Here is a 15,995-nt window from a genome sequence, read left to right as displayed (position 1 = left end):
TAACGGTTCACACAAGCGGACCGTTATGCACATCCGGCCATCAAAATACGATGCGCGATGAGCCGATGTTTATTTTTCCGGATCGATAAGCTCATCAAATTCACAGTTATCCAGATACTCATCAAAAGCATCCGCTACCATTTCATACTCATCATCGTCCTCAATATAACGCAGCTCCGGTTCTTCGTCAGGATTCTCTTCGTTTTCCGAATATCCGTAGAACCAAACCTCTCCGTCCTCATTCTGTCCGCTTTCATCCAGCGGAAGCAGCACAATGTAGCTCTTTTCCGCCACATCCAGAATTGTAATTACCGCACAATTCACAAGAGTGCCGTCCTCCAGCTCCAGTTCCACGCTCATTTCCTCTTCAGGCTCACCCGCAGGCATCTTTGCATTATCTTCGCTCATGAATCATCCTCCATTATTCCTTTTCACAGGATCCTGTGTTGCTATTCCTATTCTAACCGATGTTATGTGCGGATGCAAGATAAACTGGTAAGAGAGGGGAAGGTGTGGTATAATAAACGACAAAGGCAGAGCCGGGAATATTTTGCAGGACTCTGCCCTTCCCATTATCAAAGCCAGTCTTTTTTAGGCTTGGCCGACGCACTGTTGCCGGCCTTCACAAGATTAAGACAGGAGATAAACCATATGACATCAAGACATGAACTCAAAATTCTCCCCGGAACGCCTTATCCCATGGGGGTGTCCCTGACGAATGACGGAAAGGTTAATTTTGCGGCCGCACTTCATACCAGGGAGGAATGCGGTGTCCTTCTTTATCTGCATGCGGCGGGAAAGCCTGTGCGTATTCCCTTCACAGAAAAAAACAGAATAGGCAACATTTACTGTATGCAGGCGGAGGGCCTGGCGGATACGAAATTCCAGTATAATTTTTATGCGGGAGAGGAGATTATAACCGATCCCTATGCGGACGTCATATACGGGAACGAGCGCTGGGGCCGTCAGACGGATCCAAAGCTCCGCGGAGGCTTCAGCAGGCATACCTATGACTGGGAGAACGATGCGCCGCTTATGACCCCGCTGTCGGAAACCATTCTTTATCTTGTGCATCCCCGGGGTTTTACCAGGCATGCCTCCTCAGGAGTGGAGCATAAGGGAACCTTTGCCGGTATCGTGGAGAAAATCCCTTATCTGAAGGAGCTTGGAATCACTGCCGTAGAACTGATGCCCTCCTATGAGTTTTTGGAGCTGGAAAAGCCGGAATGCAGGGAAATGAGCATGGAGGATGCGGTGAACCACTACAGGGATTTACCCGCAGGGGAAGAGGAAGCGCCCCGGATCAATTACTGGGGGTATAAAAAGGGATACTATTTTGCACCCAAAATGTCCTATTCCAGCTCCGACTGCCCGGCGGAGGAATTTAAGGACATGGTGAAGAAGCTGCATCAGAACGGGATTGAGGTAATCATGCAGTTCTATTTTCCTGTGGATGTAAAGAGGGCATATATTCTTGAGGTTATCAAATACTGGGTGTTCAGCTGCCATGTGGATGGCTTCCATCTGCTGGGAGTCCATATCCCCACGGCGCTTCTGGCCACGGAGCCGATGCTGGGCAATACCAAGCTTTTTTATACCGATTTTTCCTGTGATGAAATTTATGATAACAGCGATATTCCCGCCTATAAGAATCTGGCGGTTTATAATGACGATTTTATGTATGCGGTCCGCCATTTCCTGAAAAGCGACGAGGGTTCCCTGCTGCCAGCCCTGGGCAGCCTGCGTAAGAATCCCAGGCAGACAGGCGTGATTAATTATGTGACCAGCTATTCCGGCTTCACCCTGGCGGATCTGGTTTCCTATGACAGAAAGCATAACGAAGACAACGGCGAGGAAAACAGGGACGGGGAAAATTATAACGTGAGCTGGAATTGTGGTTTTGAGGGCAGGACCAGAAAGAAATCCGTACAGGAGCTGAGAGGGAGGCAGATGAAAAATGCCATGCTGCTTTTGCTCACCTCCCAGGGAACTCCCATGATAGTCAGCGGAGATGAGTTCGGTTTCAGCCATGGAGGCAATAATAACCCCTACTGCCAGGACAATGGGGTCAGCTGGCTGAACTGGCGCCTGCAGGAGACAAATCAGGAATTTTTCAGTTTTGTTAAGCAGGCAATTGCCTACCGGAAAAAGCATCCTGTGCTGCACCGGCCGGACGAGCTTGCCATGATGGATTATATTGCCTGCGGTTATCCGGATCTGTCCTATCACGGCGAAGAAGCATGGAAGCTGAAGGCGGACAATTTGAGCCGGCAGGCCGGGCTGATGTACTGTGGCTGCTACGCCAAAACGGACAGGAAAAACGATGACAATTTCATTTATATTGCATATAATATGCATTGGGAAGAACACGATTTTGCTCTGCCCTCTCTTCCGGCAGGCCTGAAATGGACCAGGGTCCTGGACACGGCTGCGAAAGAGAACGGCGTACAGGATGAAAACGGTAAAACAGCGGCTGTCAAAGGGCGCTCCGTACAGATTCTGGAAAGCAGAGAGAAAACGGAGAAAGAAAAACAGAAGGCAGGACGAAAAAAGAAGTGACAGAAGGTAAGAAGGCAGCAGGCAATATTATAGTCAGGGCATGGAAGCATTTTAAGACGATTACGCGCCATAAATATCTGGTGATGAAGGGCTGTTTTGCCGTGGGGCTGTACAGGCAGGGCCTGACGCATGACCTTTCCAAGTATGAGCCTTCGGAATTCCTTATCGGGGCCAGGTATTTCCAGGGGGACAGAAGCCCCAACAACGCGGAGCGTGAGGAGAAGGGCTATTCCAGCGCCTGGCTTCATCATAAAGGGAGGAACAGGCACCATTACGAATACTGGATTGACTACAGCACAAGGGATGTGCCCGGCGGCATTGCGCCGGTGGAGATGCCTGTAAAATATGTGGCGGAAATGCTCATGGACAGGATTGCCGCCTCCAAGGTATACCGGGGTGATAAATACCGGGATGAGGATCCCCTGCTGTATTTTCAGTCCGCGAAAGAGATTCCCATCATGCATGAAAATACGCGTAAGCTGCTGCTGAAGCTTCTGACCATGCTGGCGCAGCAGGGAGAAAAGAAGACCTTTGCCTATGTAAGAAAAGAGCTTCTGGGCAGAAGGAAGTAAAAGTAGTGGAACCAAATCTCTCCTTTTACATATAGTAGTGTAAAGGAGATGAGAATATGAACTGTTTATGCTTATTACTACTCTTATGCTGCTGCTGCAATAACGGAAACGGCGGCGGTCAGAACAACGACGGATGTCATGGCGGCTGCGGCTGCCGGAATAACAACAGCTGCAGGAGCGGCTGCCAGCGCGGCGGATCTCAGGATGGCTGCGGCTGCGAAAGAGGCAATATGAGAAATGTAGCTCCCTGCGCGGAGGTCAGGCCTGTCTGTCCTTGTGCGGATGTGAGACCGGAGCCGCCGCTTCCCAGGCCGGAGCCCAGACCGAGAACGGAGCCGCTTCCCAGACCTTTCCCTACTTTTTCCGAGGGGAATAGCTGTGGCTGTGACGATTGATTGAGACTGAAAAACAGAATAGGTTTGTAACTGTGAGAGTTATTGAACAGTTATATAGGTTCAACAAGAAGCCCCGGCAGTCCGCTGCCGGGCTTTTGCTGTGCAGAAATCGGTTCGGGCTGCACATTTAGCAGCAGCCTTAACTGTCACAGGACGAAATTTGGAAGCCTTTTGCGGCATCCGGCTTAACGGAGCACCTGCTGCATATCCTCCGGAAGCGGCGAGGTGAAAACCATGGGCTGTCCTGTGATGGGATGGTTGAATTCCAGGCGGCAGGAATGGAGCGCCTGCCGGCTGATGAGGGTTTTGTCAGGATAATAGAGAAAGTCCCCGATTAAGGGATATCCCAGATATTTCATATGCACGCGGATTTGGTGGGTGCGCCCTGTCTCCAGGTGAAGGGAGATAAGGGAGCACCCGTTTTTTTCCTGCAGCACCCGGTAGTGTGTGACAGCGCGCTCCCCATGCTCAAAATCAACCATACGCTCAATGGCGGAGCCCGGCTTCCTGCCTAAAGGCGCATCCACAGTGCCCTCAGGAGGCATTCCGGTACCGCTTACAATAGCCAGGTATTCTCTGCTGATTTCCCTGCGGGCGGCCATGACGGAAAGAATGCCGCCGCTTACCATATGCTTTGCGATGATGGTAAGACCGGTAGTATCCCGATCCAGCCGGTTGATGCAGCGGAATACAAAAGGAATATTCTGCGAGGCAAAGTACCAGGCCAGCCCGTTGGCAAGGGAATTTTCATAATTTTTCATAGAAGGATGGATGGGCATATCGGCAGGCTTGTCCAGCACCATCAGATCCTCATCCTCATAAACGATGTGCAGGGGAAGAGGGACCGGAGGGATTTTTTCAGAGATTTCTTCCTCCAGGATGTTGATTGTAAGCGTATCGCCTTCCTCTAATTTATGGATAACATAGGCCGGTTTACTGTTCAGCAGGATACCCTGCTCCCGTTTTTTCAGCTGCGTGAGGTTCTGACCCGTATATTTTTTCCGCTTTAAGAATTGACCGATGGTGAGCCCGTCTTCCTCCGCATTAATATGGTAAATTATTGTTCTTTTCATATTCTAAGCACCTGTCTGAATGATAATAATTTTCGATGAGGAAAAATCCTCATTCACAGTATATATGATTCCGCTGCATTTGGCATCAGTCATTTTTGGCTTATTTTTGCACTGGCGATATTTGGCGGTGTTATTTTTTTGCTTGTAAAAAGTACGGGGAAGGAAGAAGCAGGGAAGCCGGAAGGGCCGGGCAGGCTGCCCGGTCTTGGTGAAAATGTGATTTCTGCCAGCGGAAGCACATCGGTGGGAATGCAGGAAGAAAGCTTTGATTTGGATTACATAGAAACAAAGCTGGAGATAGAAGAGGTTTTTCTGTCCAGCCAAGATGAGGCGGCGGAAGGAACTGCTATACTTAAGCTGACGGAGGAGAGCATACAAGCGGCCCGCAGGGAGCTGGAACGGAAGGCCAAACAGGCGGCACTGGATTACAGGCAGCAGCTTCTTGACAGTGAGGAGGAAAAAATAACGGCAAAGCAGACGCTTGATGCCAGCCTGGCCCGGGGAGCTTATGCATCCTGCACTTATGAGGAATCGCTTCAGGAATATGCGGATAAAATAAGCGAGTGCAAGGAACAGATAAAAGAAGCCCAGGAGCTGGTGGATGAATATACGGCATCCATAGAGAGCGATTATTATTATACTTATTATGAAGTGGCTGAAAAGAAGGAGGAATTTGAAAAAAGCTTTTCCTCCCTGATGCAGCTGTATGAGGAGTGGGATATCCCGGGACTTGAGGATCATTACCGTACAACAACAGGAAGCGCAGGAAACGTCTCCTCTTCCGGCGCCGCGCAGGCTGCCTCCTCCGATTCCGGTTCAGGGCAGTCCTCGGCCGACAGCCAGGCGGGTGACATGGGGCAGCCCTCAGGCGGAGGCCAGGCAGGCGGCATGGGGCAGCCCTCAGGCGGCGGACAGGGCGGGAGCGCCAGCCTTACCTCCGAAAACAATTACACCAAGCTGACCGTCTACAATATGCAGGATGAAGAGGTTCAGGAGAATGAGAAGCTGTATGATCAGGCGGCAGAGGATTATGAGGCTGCCAGGAAAAAAGCGGAAAGCTCTCTCGTACAGGCGCAGAGTAATCTGAAGCTGCTGAATACCCAGCTGGAGGAAGCGCAAATCGCATACGACAGACAGCAGGTGAGCAGCCGCAGCGATATGGAAAATACTGCGGCGGAAAGCAGCGGGGCGCAGGAAGCCTATGAGTCCGAGCTGAACAGAATCGAAGAGGAATTAAGCGTTGCACTGAATGAAAAGGAAGAAGCGGAGGAAAACCTGCAGGCGTTTGAGGATACCATCGGAGACGGCTGCCTGTATACCCAAAGCGCCGGCACGGTCATGATGGTGGCAGTCAGGGCAGGATCGGAGCTTTCAGGAGAGGGCATGGTGCTTGCCTACAGCAATCCCGCTTCCGTAACGGTAACAGCTTCTGTGGGACAGTCGGATATCGCATCCATAAAAATAGGGGAAAGCGCTGTTGTGGAGATTTCGGATCAGGGCACCTTCCGGGGAACCGTGAGCAAAATCAATCCGATCTCCCAGTCCAACAGTAAATCAAGCATTTATTATTCTGTGACAATAGAACTGGACGGGGATATCAGCAAACTTACCCAGAATCTGTCGGCAACCGTATATTTTGGTATGCAGGAATCAGAAGAGGAGGCTGTCAATGAAACAGAAACACAGGAGTAAAAAATTTGTTATCAGGCTTCTGATGGCAATTTCGGCATTCCTCATGCTGGCCAGCGTATGCGTATATACGGTTTTCATCCGCCCGAATCTGAATGGGGATACCGTAATTTATAAGGAAAGCCAGGTGCAGTCGGGCAATATGATCCAGGGAATCATGTAGAGCGGAAGCATTGCCCTGCAGGAGAGCCATATTAATTATGAGCTTGATATTAATTATTCGAAGGATGAGGACGACGATGATGAGGAGGATGGGGAAGCGAGCCGTTATCTGCAGATAGAAGAGGTCTATGCCGTGCAGGGGCAGCGGATGCAGGAGGGCGATCCACTTTTTAAAATTTCCCGGGACAGTATCGACGCCGTCAGGCGGAAGCTTCAGAAGGCAAAGTCTGAAGCGCAGCTGGAGCTTGCGGAAGCCAGAAGCGATTATAATACACAGGCCAGGAGTGCGAAGAGTACCTACAGCGAATCCAAAGCGGAAACGGACACGGCCGCCCGGACCCTTAATACGGCGGTAAACCGGCTGCAGCAGGAAATAGAGCTGCTCTATGGCGATATTCAGGTGCTGGAGGCGGAAATAAATGATTATAATGAGAAGCTGACGGATGAAGATACGCTGGAGGACTACAGCGACCTGAAATACGCCTATGAAAAGGCACAGGAGAAGCTGGAGGAAACGGATGCCGCCAGCGTGGCTGCCTATACGGCCAATTACAGCAGCTTCCAGAATGCAAAGACAGCCTTTGAAGAGCTGGATGACAGACTGCAGGGCTACAGGGACAGCATTGAGGACAATCAGGAGCAGATACTTGATAAGCTGGAGCAGATCAATCAATCCCAGGCGGATCTTTCCCGGGAACAGCTGTCTGCGCAGCAGTTCTATGACAGCGCCGTGCTGAATGGCAGCCTGGCCGGCGATATTTACGGATATACGGTGGATGCCCTCCAGGATACGGTGGAGGAATACACAGAAAGCGGCGGAAAATAAAACCGGCGGAGTATCCGAAAAATCATCGGAAAAAATTGCAGGAGGCATGCCGGAGGGAATGTCGGGAGATATGCCGGACGGCTTTCCGGGTAGCGGAAACAGCGGCATGAACAGTGGTGTAAACGGCAGCAGAAACAGCGCCGGAAGCGCAGCCGCCTATACGGAAACCGGTGAAGCAAAGAGTTTTGAAATTCCGGCGGGCACGCAGGTAATAACGAAGCTTGGCGTGGAAACCACCTTTTCCCGTCTGTCCGTAGGGAACATCATCGCACTGCTTTTGGAGGAGGGAACCGATAATATTCTGAAAATATGGGTGGTATCATAACAGGCGGACACGGCAGAAGAGTATTGGAAAACAGAAAGGCATCAGCAAACCAGACGGGGCAGAAGCTGCCTCGAAACGGGTGGAAAGGGCAGGAAGATGGGCGGCAGGAAAGAAGAAAACAAGGCAGGCTGCAAAGAAAACAGAGAAGAAAACAGAAAACAGGACGAAAAAGAAGTTATGATCTGCATGAACAGCATCAATAAAGGATATACGCTGGGTGAAGAAAAGGTCCCGGTTCTGCGTGATGTATGCTTTCGTGTGGAAAAAGGAGAATTTGTGGCAATATTGGGGCCTTCCGGTTCCGGCAAAACCACGCTGATGAATATAATCGGCTGTATGGATATTGCCGATTCCGGTGAATATTTCCTGGACGGCAATGCTATTCACGAAATGACGGAAAAGGAACTGAATGATGTACGGAATAAGGAAATCGGCTTCATATTCCAGAATTATCAGCTGATTCCCACCTATAACATACTTCAGAATATTATTATGCCGCTGGTGGTAAGGGGCATGACCTCCAAAGAAGCCGAGGAAAAATGCATGGATACTATCCGGCTTCTGGGAATTGACCACAGACTGCGCCATAAACCTTCCGAGCTGTCTGGCGGGCAGAAGCAGAGAGTGTCCATAGCCAGGGCGCTGGTGGGAGAGCCTGCCATACTTCTGGCGGATGAACCAACAGGCGCGCTGGACCGCTCCAGCGGTCAGGAGGTTCTGAAGCTGTTTGGAAAGCTTAATGGCATGGGCCATACCATAGTCATGATTACCCATGACCTGAACGTGGCGAAATCAGCGGGGAGGATTGTCAATATCATAGACGGAGAACTGAGCGAGGCGGATGTGTAAGGTTGTAACATTTAGACGTGGATGAACCGTTATCGCATCCGGCCAATGAAATGCAGGGCGCTGGGCTGGATGCCAGCCGCCGCTATGTTTTCTCACGGACGGCACAGTAAATATGCAGTCCTGTCTGAACTGTGACATAAAGTGTCGTTTACTTGTCCGGCCATATCGACTATAATAGGATCAGATAGAGAAGAAAATTCCTCTGCACGCCAGAGGAACTCGCATTTTGCTTGGCAAAACAAGGAGGAATGAGCATATGAAAAAGAAGATATATCTGGCCGGCCTGGCAGCAGGCATCCTTTTGGCCATGCTTCCCGCCGGAACCGTGAAAGCTTCGGAAAAACAGACAACGGAGGAGTATTATTACCAGCTGCTGTTAAGCGGCGCGTATCCATATAACACTGCGGCAAACGCAGGCGGCCTGAATACGGCGGCCGGACTGCCGGCCGGAAGCTGGGAACAGATTGTGGCCCTGGCAAATCAGCAGCTGACCCAGGCAGTGGCCCGGCAGCAGGCGCTGCAGGCGGAAAGACAGAATATGGAGGCCCAACTGCAGGCCGCAGGACAGGCTGTCGCCCAGGCTCAGGCAGCGCTGACTGCCGCTCAGCAGGCGTATGCCGCGGCCCAGCAGGCTGCGCTTTACAGCCAGCAGGCAGCGATATTAAACCAACAGGCGGCTCAGCTGAACCAGCAGGCAGTCCTGATGAACCAACAGGCGGCAAACCAGCAGATGCTTCTCAATCCGCAGTATCCATATCTGCAGGCAGGCACGCCCCAGACAGTCGTTCCTGCCCTGACAACGGAGCTTATTGTAAAGGTGCAGAATCTTCTGACACTTTATGGCTGCAGCTGCGCTCCCACAGGCATATACGATGTGCAGACCCAGGCGGCGCTGATTCAGTTCCAGACCAAATACGGCCTGGTGGTGGATGGCACCATCAATGCTCAGGTGCTCCAGCTTTTCGGCCTGGTGATGTAAAGCGGTAAAGAGGTAGACGGTATCAGCCCCGGTTCCTCTTTCATTTCCACAAAAAAGCCTGAAGCTGTCCGGAAAATTCCGGATGGCTTCAGGCTTTATGTTTCAGCTGGATTTTACTTCCTTCCAGAGCTCATTGTAAAGAGCGTCTGCATCCTCGCCAAGATAAGTAAAGGTTTCCAGATTACTGTAATCGCTCAGCGTGGGAAAAGCAATTTTGGAATTGCGGATATCCTCGTCCTCAATAAGTTCCCTTGCGGCATCATTGGGAGTGGAATAGGTGATGTATTCAAAATTCTTCAGCGCAATGTCGGGCCGGCACATGAAGTCAATGAATTTTTCCGCGTTTTCCTTGTTCGGCGCATTTTTTGTGATAACCCAGGAATCGATCCATACATTAGTGCCTTCTTTGGGGATGACATACTCCAAATCAGGATTTTCACGCTGGGTAAAAATAGCCTCGCCGGAATAGATAACACCGATGGCGGCTTCGTTTCCGATCATTTTGTCACGCACCTGATCGATCACATAGGCCTGAACGAGAGGCTTCTGGGCAATCAGGGACTCCTTGGCCGCATTCAGCTCCTCCGGATTGACGGAATTCATGGAATAGCCGTTCAGCTTTAAGGCTACCATAAAGGCATCCCGGACAGAATCCTGCATTAATATATTGTCTGCGTATTTTTCATTCCACAGGATGGACCAGCTGTCTACAGGCCCGTCCACCATGGTCTTGTTATAAAGAATACCCACGGTGCCCCAGCAGTAAGGAACGGAATATTTGTTTTCCGGATCAAATTCCTTTGACATATCCCAGTACTGCTGGCCGATATTTGCTTTGGCATTAGGAACATTGTCATAATTGATCTCTGCCAGAAGATCGTTTTCGATCATCTTCTTAATCATGTAATCGGAGGGGCAGACAACATCATATTTGGATGCGCCGGCCTCAATTTTGGGAAACATGATTTCATTGGTTTCGAATTCATCATAAATTACCTTGATTCCCGTCTCCTCCTCAAACATGGAGATGGTATCGGGATCTATGTATTCTCCCCAGTTGTAAACAACGACTTCCCCGTTGGAGCCGGAAGAAGAAGCAGAGCCGCAGGCCGTAAGGGGAAGGACAGCCAGGGACAGGGTGAGCAGCAGGGCAACGGTTTTTTTCATTTTAGTTTCCTCCTCAAAAGTAAAGATGTTGGATCACAGTCTACGTGTTTTCAAAGCGCTATGCCGCCTTTTCCCGTTTGGAAGGCGCTTTGTTCACCAACAGAAGCAATAGCAGCACAGCCACAAAAATAAGGGTGGAAAGCGCGTACATCTCCGGCTTAATCCCTTTTTTAACCTCCGTGTAAATCTTGGTTGACAGGGTATCGATTCCCGGTCCTTTGGTAAAATGCGTTATGATAAAATCATCCAGCGACATGGTAAAAGCCATAAGGAAGCCGGAGAGGATTCCGGGCAGCAAATCCGGGAAAACCACCTTGAAAAAGGCTTTTGTCCTGGAAGCACCCAAGTCCATGGCCGCTTCAAAGGTGCTGGGATTGAGCTGCTTCATACGGGGCATGACGCTTAAAATAACATAAGGAATGTTAAAGGTAATATGCGAAAGCAATATGGTGCCGAAGCCGAACCTTACCCCCATACTGATAAAAAGGAGCATCAGGGAGATACCGGTCACGATCTCCGCATTCAGCATGGGTATGTTGGTGATTCCCATCATAATGGCGCGGTTCCTTTTTTTCATTCCGTTGATGGCGATGCAGGCGACGGTTCCGATACAGGTGGAAATGGCCGCGGAAAGAAAGGCTATCAGCAGCGTATTGTACAGCGCTTCCAATATAATGCTGTTCTGGAACAGCTCATAATACCATTTCAAAGTAAAACCGCCCCATTTGGCCCTTGTTTTGCTGGCATTGAAGGAAAGGACCATCAGCGTGACGATAGGGGCATACAGGAAAATAAAAATAAGAGCGATATATATTCTCTGCGCAATCGTTTTTTTCATAATGTCTGGCCTTCTCCTTCCTTATCAAATATGGAGGTTGCCACCATATTGATGATGATGAAAATCATCAGCACGATGGAAAGACCGCTGCCCAGATGCCAGTTGCCGGCCTGGGTAAACTCCTGCTCAATGACGTTGCCGATTAAAAGGATTTTGCTTCCGCCCAGCAGGTTACTGATGACAAATGTGGTCAGGGCGGGAACGAAAACCATGGTAACGCCGCTGATAACGCCGGGCAGGCTCAGCGGAAAGGTTACGCGCAGAAAGGTCTGCAGCTCACTGGCGCCCAAATCCCTGGCGGCGTTGAGCACGTTGGGATCGATTTTCACCAGCACATTGTAAATCGGCAGCACCATGAAGGGCAGAAAATTATAAACCATGCCCAGCACGATGGCCGACGGCGTGTTAATGATATTTAAAGACGGCAGATGGAAAAAGGAGAGGATGGAGTTAATCACACCCGTTTTTTCCAGCAGGGTCTGCCAGGCAAGCGTACGCAGCAGGAAATTCATCCACATGGGAAGGATGAAAATCAGTACGATGAAGCTGTGCTGGTTCACGTTCATATGCGCCAGGATCATGGCCAGCGGGTAAGCAAGCAGAAAACAGATCAGCGTGCTGATTAAGGACAGGCCGATGGAAAGCCACAGGGCCTTGGAATGCTCGGCGCTGGCGATGGCCATAACGTTGGCCAGGGTGAAGGCCCCCGTTTTATCCGTAAGCCCGTAAAAAAACACCATGCATAAAGGGATGATGATAAAGGCAGCGGACCAGAACAGGTAAGGACCCGAATACAGTAATTGATGTAATTTTTTATTCATCGACAGTTACGGCCTCCTCATCCTCAGACTCCGGCTTATGCATGATCTGGATATTGAATGGATCCACACGGATTCCCACAGCAGTTCCCACCGGGAACATGCCGGTGGAATGAACCAGCCATTCAAAGCCATTGGCAGTAACCTCCATTTCATAATGGACACCCTTGAAAATCAGATGGGTAACCACACCCTGGATCGTGCCGTTTTCCGGGGCAACCAGCTCCACATCCTCCGGACGGATAACAGCGTCAACCGGCTTATTGGTACCGAAGCCCGTATCCACGCAGGCAAATTTTGCCCCCAGAATCTGCACCAGCTTATCCTGCACCATAACGGCGTCAAAAATATTGCTGTCCCCGACGAAGTCCGCAACAAAAGCGTTTTCCGGCTCATTGTAGATGTCCTCGGGCGTACCGATCTGTTGGATATAGCCCTGGTTCATGACCACAATGGTATCGGACATGGTAAGGGCCTCCTCCTGATCGTGGGTTACATAAATAAAAGTGATGCCCAGTTCATTTTTCAGGCGGATCAGCTCGTACTGCATATCCTGGCGCAGCTTCAGATCCAGCGCCCCCAAAGGCTCATCAAGCAAAAGCACCTTGGGTTCGTTTACAATCGCCCGGGCAATCGCCACACGCTGCTGCTGGCCGCCGCTTAAAGAATCCGGCATACGGTTCTCATAACCGTACAGATTCACCAGCTTCAGCGCATACTTGATCTTATCGTTAATATAAGATTTGCTTTTCCCCTTGATTTTCAGGCCGAAAGCAATATTTTCCGCAATGTTCATATGAGTGAAGAGAGCATACTTCTGAAAAACAGTATTCAGCTGCCTTTTGTTCGGTGGAAGATTGGTAATATCCTTGCCGTCAAACAGAACCTGCCCCTTATCCGGCGTTTCAAAGCCGCCTATGATACGCAGAGTGGTAGTCTTACCGCATCCGCTGGGACCCAGCAGAGTCAGAAACTCATTTTCCCGGATATAAAGACTCATGTCGTCCAGGATGGTGGAGGAACCAAAAGATTTTGTAATATGCTGCAAATCAATCAGTCTGTTGCTCATGTGTATGCTCCGTTTCTCCGCTGTGCGGTTAAAATAATCCGGTTCCCATGGGAACCTTGTACCTTAAAAACTGGGCGGGCTGCTCACCCAAATGAGAGACGCTCCGGTTTTTTCACTGGCCGTCAGATAATGTGTGGAATTGGGCGTAAAGTAAAAGGATTCGCCTTTTTTCGCCCGGATGGCGCGCTTCCCGATATGGATGGTCACGCTGCCGCTTAAAACATACCCGAATTCCTCCCCCTCATGGGGATTATCGGGATACGTGGAGCCGCCGGGCTCCAAAGTGAGCCTGATTGGCTCCATAATATTCTTCTGGGCATTGGGAATGATCCATTCCGTTTTATTTTTACAGGATTCATCCGTCTTCTCGAAATAATCCGCTGCACTGAACACAATCTGTTCTTCCGTCTTCTCACTGAAAAATTCATTCAGGTCCGTCCCCAGCACCTGCAGGATATCCACAAGCGTGGCGATTGACGGAGAAGTCAGATCCCGTTCCAGCTGGGAGATAAACCCCTTGGACAGCTCCGCCCTGTCAGCAAGCTCCTCCTGGGTCAGCCCCTTCTGAATCCGCAGTTCCTTCAACTTGTTTCCTATTTTCATAATCGGCTGCCGCCTTCCTAAACAACATATAATAAACTAAAAGTTTACCAACACTAAACAAGACGCTGATACCAATTATACTTTATTCCTGGTAAATGTCAATCCATTAATTTGTAAAATTTTCTGGTGGGAAATGAGGGCGTCCCCCGTCCCTCCCGACTTCTCTGCCAGGGCCTGGCAGGGGGCGTTGGTGAGGGGCTTGGGAGAGGTGTTTGGTCCCCGGTTTTGCCCTCCCTTTTCCCGGTATGGCCGCCGGCTGTTTCTCTCCTTTGCAGGTGCGGCGGGGGGGGTTGGGGCTCCAGTCTCAAAAACGGGGTATTTCTAACAGTCCCGGAAAACCAGAATTCCGCCAACGCAGCCAAAACTCCTCGCGCAGCGACTTTCAGTCGGCTGCCGCTCGTCAGACAGGCTGCTAAGGGCGGCGTAATCCTGGCTTTCCGGGGCTGTAAGAAATATCACCGTTTTTTCCAATGGAGCCCAAAACACCCCGCCGCACCTGTAAAGGAGGCAAACAGCCGGCGGCCGTACCAGGAGAAGGGAGGGCAAAACCGGGGACCAAACACCCCTCCCAAGCCCCTCGCCAACGCCTCCTGCCGGCCCCGGCGGAGAAGTCGGGAGGGACGGGGGACTACGTAATTGGCAGGCGGAAGTTAAATGAAAGGTTGACGCTGTCTGACGAACGTCAGTGAGGAGTTTTGCGTCATTTGACATCGACAGGGAAAAACGGGAAGGTTAGAAATTTCCCATTTTCCCGTCCGAACAAGCCGACACCACCCCCAGCCCTCCTCCCCCGGCCCCTCTTCCCCCACCCCAAACCATCCCTCTGACCGCCCCCTCACCCCAGGAAAAATTTACGAAAGTGATTAACAAAAGCGGGACGTTATGATAAGATTAGTTTAACCTGCAAAAGGATGCCGTCAAGAGGGCAAATCGCGGACAGGAGGCTGAAAAAATGGGACAGGACAAATATGTGGCATATGTTTCTACCTATACAATCGGGGATCAGAGGGAGCATGGCATCACGGTTTTTGATGTGGACATGGAGAACGGAAGATTTTACGAAAAGGAAAAGATTAAAATTACAAATTCTTCTTATGTGACGATTTCCCATAATAAGAAATATCTGTATTCTATTACGGATTTCGGTGTGGAATCCTACAGGATTAAGGAGGATGGCGGGCTGGAAACCATTAATATGGGGTCCATCAACGGGATGAGAGGCTGTTATGTGTCCACGGATTATGAGGATAAGTATATTTTCGTGGCGGGTTATCATGACGGGAAGCTTACGGTGCTGCGGATTAATGACGACGGCAGCGTGGGAGAGATTACGGAAGAGATTTATTATAAAGGCCTGGGAATTGTGGCGGAGAGGAATTTCCGGCCGCATATCAGCTGTGCCAAGATGACGAGGGATAACCATTATCTGTGCGTGGCGGATCTGGGAATGGATCATACCAATGTATACAGGCTGGATCATACGTCGGGCAAGCTGAAGCTGGTGGACGTTATCCGCAGCGAGCTGGAAAGCGCGCCCAGGCATCTGAAATTCAGCAAGGACGGCACTTTTTTGTATATTGTGCATGAATTGAAAAACTGTATTGATGTCTATACGTATAAGGAAGAAAGGGACAATCCTTTCTTTGAAAAAATACAGTCCATAAGCACGCTGAACCATTATCATGCGGGCGGTTCCACTGCGAGCGCGCTGAATCTGTCCGATGATTATAATTACCTGTGCAGCTCCAATGCCGGGGACAACAGCGCGACGATTTATAAAATCGATGGGAAAACGGGGCTTCTTACCAAGCTGCTGTGCCTGCCGGTGAGCGGCGAATATCCCAAGGATGTGGCGTTATTCCCGGACAACCGCCATCTGGTGTCGCTCAATCAGGATTCGGGGACGCTCACCTTTTTTACAACTAATCTGGAAAAAGGGCTGCTTGTTATGAACGGACGGGAATTGAAGGTTCCGCAGCCAAACTGCGTAATTTTCCATAAAATTTCCGGCTGAGTGAGCAGGCAGACTTTTCATATTTTTCGTAACGGCCTGGTATGGGATTTGAAAAAA

General features: G+C 50.3%; 15 protein-coding genes and 1 pseudogene. 10 read left to right on the top strand and 6 right to left on the bottom strand.

Annotation, left to right across the window (positions count from 1 at the left end):
* Window positions 1–69: 69 nt before the first annotated feature.
* Window positions 70–408: a DUF1292 domain-containing protein gene (locus FYJ45_RS02510; RefSeq protein ID WP_021636341.1), complete on the bottom strand. Its 339-nt coding sequence runs from the start codon at window positions 406–408 to the stop codon at window positions 70–72.
* Between the two features lie 243 nt (window positions 409–651).
* Between FYJ45_RS02510 and FYJ45_RS02505 the strand changes: the two genes are divergently transcribed.
* Genes FYJ45_RS02505 through FYJ45_RS02495 form a run of 3 tightly spaced genes read left to right on the top strand, consistent with a single transcriptional unit; the run spans window position 652 to window position 3,526 of the window.
* Complete coding sequence (locus FYJ45_RS02505) at window positions 652–2,559, top strand: alpha-amylase family glycosyl hydrolase (protein WP_154463344.1); 1,908 nt, start codon at window positions 652–654, stop codon at window positions 2,557–2,559.
* Window positions 2,556–3,131 (top strand): DUF5662 family protein, encoded by a 576-nt coding sequence (locus FYJ45_RS02500; protein ID WP_025491075.1) that lies wholly within the window; start codon window positions 2,556–2,558, stop codon window positions 3,129–3,131. Before FYJ45_RS02505 ends, FYJ45_RS02500 begins: the two co-directional genes overlap by 4 nt.
* A 56-nt stretch (window positions 3,132–3,187) precedes the next feature.
* Entirely contained in the window at window positions 3,188–3,526 is a 339-nt protein-coding gene (locus FYJ45_RS02495; protein ID WP_154463342.1) for a hypothetical protein, read from the top strand.
* Between the two features lie 185 nt (window positions 3,527–3,711).
* Here FYJ45_RS02495 and FYJ45_RS02490 read toward each other — a convergent pair whose 3' ends face one another.
* Window positions 3,712–4,599, bottom strand: coding sequence for an RluA family pseudouridine synthase (locus tag FYJ45_RS02490; RefSeq protein ID WP_154463341.1), 888 nt, complete (start codon window positions 4,597–4,599; stop codon window positions 3,712–3,714).
* A gap of 138 nt (window positions 4,600–4,737) precedes the next feature.
* Between FYJ45_RS02490 and FYJ45_RS02485 the strand changes: the two genes are divergently transcribed.
* The 6 genes from FYJ45_RS02485 (at window position 4,738) to FYJ45_RS02460 (ending at window position 9,429) form a co-directional block, all read left to right on the top strand.
* Entirely contained in the window at window positions 4,738–6,291 is a 1,554-nt protein-coding gene (locus FYJ45_RS02485) for an HlyD family efflux transporter periplasmic adaptor subunit (protein ID WP_154463340.1), read from the top strand.
* Complete coding sequence (locus tag FYJ45_RS02480) at window positions 6,269–6,451, top strand: hypothetical protein (RefSeq protein WP_154463339.1); 183 nt, start codon at window positions 6,269–6,271, stop codon at window positions 6,449–6,451. Before FYJ45_RS02485 ends, FYJ45_RS02480 begins: the two co-directional genes overlap by 23 nt.
* Before the next feature lie 132 nt (window positions 6,452–6,583).
* Window positions 6,584–7,276 carry an HlyD family secretion protein gene (locus FYJ45_RS02475; RefSeq protein WP_154463337.1) on the top strand — a complete coding sequence of 231 codons (693 nt, stop codon included), beginning with the start codon at window positions 6,584–6,586 and terminating at the stop codon, window positions 7,274–7,276.
* 58 nt (window positions 7,277–7,334) lie between these two features.
* On the top strand, window positions 7,335–7,601 hold the full coding sequence (locus FYJ45_RS02470) for a hypothetical protein (protein WP_154463336.1): 267 nt from the start codon (window positions 7,335–7,337) through the stop codon (window positions 7,599–7,601).
* A 177-nt stretch (window positions 7,602–7,778) separates the two neighbouring features.
* Window positions 7,779–8,450 carry an ABC transporter ATP-binding protein gene (locus FYJ45_RS02465; protein WP_154463450.1) on the top strand — a complete coding sequence of 224 codons (672 nt, stop codon included), beginning with the start codon at window positions 7,779–7,781 and terminating at the stop codon, window positions 8,448–8,450.
* Window positions 8,451–8,706: 256 nt separating this feature from the next.
* Window positions 8,707–9,429, top strand: coding sequence for a peptidoglycan-binding domain-containing protein (locus tag FYJ45_RS02460; RefSeq protein ID WP_154463334.1), 723 nt, complete (start codon window positions 8,707–8,709; stop codon window positions 9,427–9,429).
* Window positions 9,430–9,531: 102 nt separating this feature from the next.
* On the opposite strand, the pseudogene FYJ45_RS33025 reads toward FYJ45_RS02460, so the two are convergent.
* From FYJ45_RS33025 to FYJ45_RS02435, 4 genes and pseudogenes are all read right to left on the bottom strand, one after another.
* Window positions 9,532–11,434 (bottom strand): annotated as a pseudogene (locus tag FYJ45_RS33025) (extracellular solute-binding protein).
* Window positions 11,431–12,255 carry an ABC transporter permease gene (locus tag FYJ45_RS02445; protein WP_154463330.1) on the bottom strand — a complete coding sequence of 275 codons (825 nt, stop codon included), beginning with the start codon at window positions 12,253–12,255 and terminating at the stop codon, window positions 11,431–11,433. The pseudogene FYJ45_RS33025 and the gene FYJ45_RS02445 overlap by 4 nt, the downstream one beginning before the upstream one ends.
* Window positions 12,248–13,321 carry an ABC transporter ATP-binding protein gene (locus tag FYJ45_RS02440; RefSeq protein WP_154463328.1) on the bottom strand — a complete coding sequence of 358 codons (1,074 nt, stop codon included), beginning with the start codon at window positions 13,319–13,321 and terminating at the stop codon, window positions 12,248–12,250. Before FYJ45_RS02440 ends, FYJ45_RS02445 begins: the two co-directional genes overlap by 8 nt.
* A 63-nt stretch (window positions 13,322–13,384) precedes the next feature.
* Window positions 13,385–13,924 (bottom strand): helix-turn-helix domain-containing protein, encoded by a 540-nt coding sequence (locus FYJ45_RS02435; protein ID WP_025491083.1) that lies wholly within the window; start codon window positions 13,922–13,924, stop codon window positions 13,385–13,387.
* 952 nt (window positions 13,925–14,876) lie between these two features.
* Between FYJ45_RS02435 and FYJ45_RS02430 the strand changes: the two genes are divergently transcribed.
* Complete coding sequence (locus tag FYJ45_RS02430) at window positions 14,877–15,938, top strand: lactonase family protein (protein ID WP_154463327.1); 1,062 nt, start codon at window positions 14,877–14,879, stop codon at window positions 15,936–15,938.
* Window positions 15,939–15,995 lie beyond the last annotated feature (57 nt).

Origin of the sequence: Eisenbergiella porci (assembly GCF_009696275.1) — a bacterium.
GTDB classification, from domain to species: domain Bacteria; phylum Bacillota; class Clostridia; order Lachnospirales; family Lachnospiraceae; genus Eisenbergiella; species Eisenbergiella porci.
Note: the sequence above shows the minus strand (reverse complement) of the source record. Positions and strands in the feature narration are given on the sequence as shown.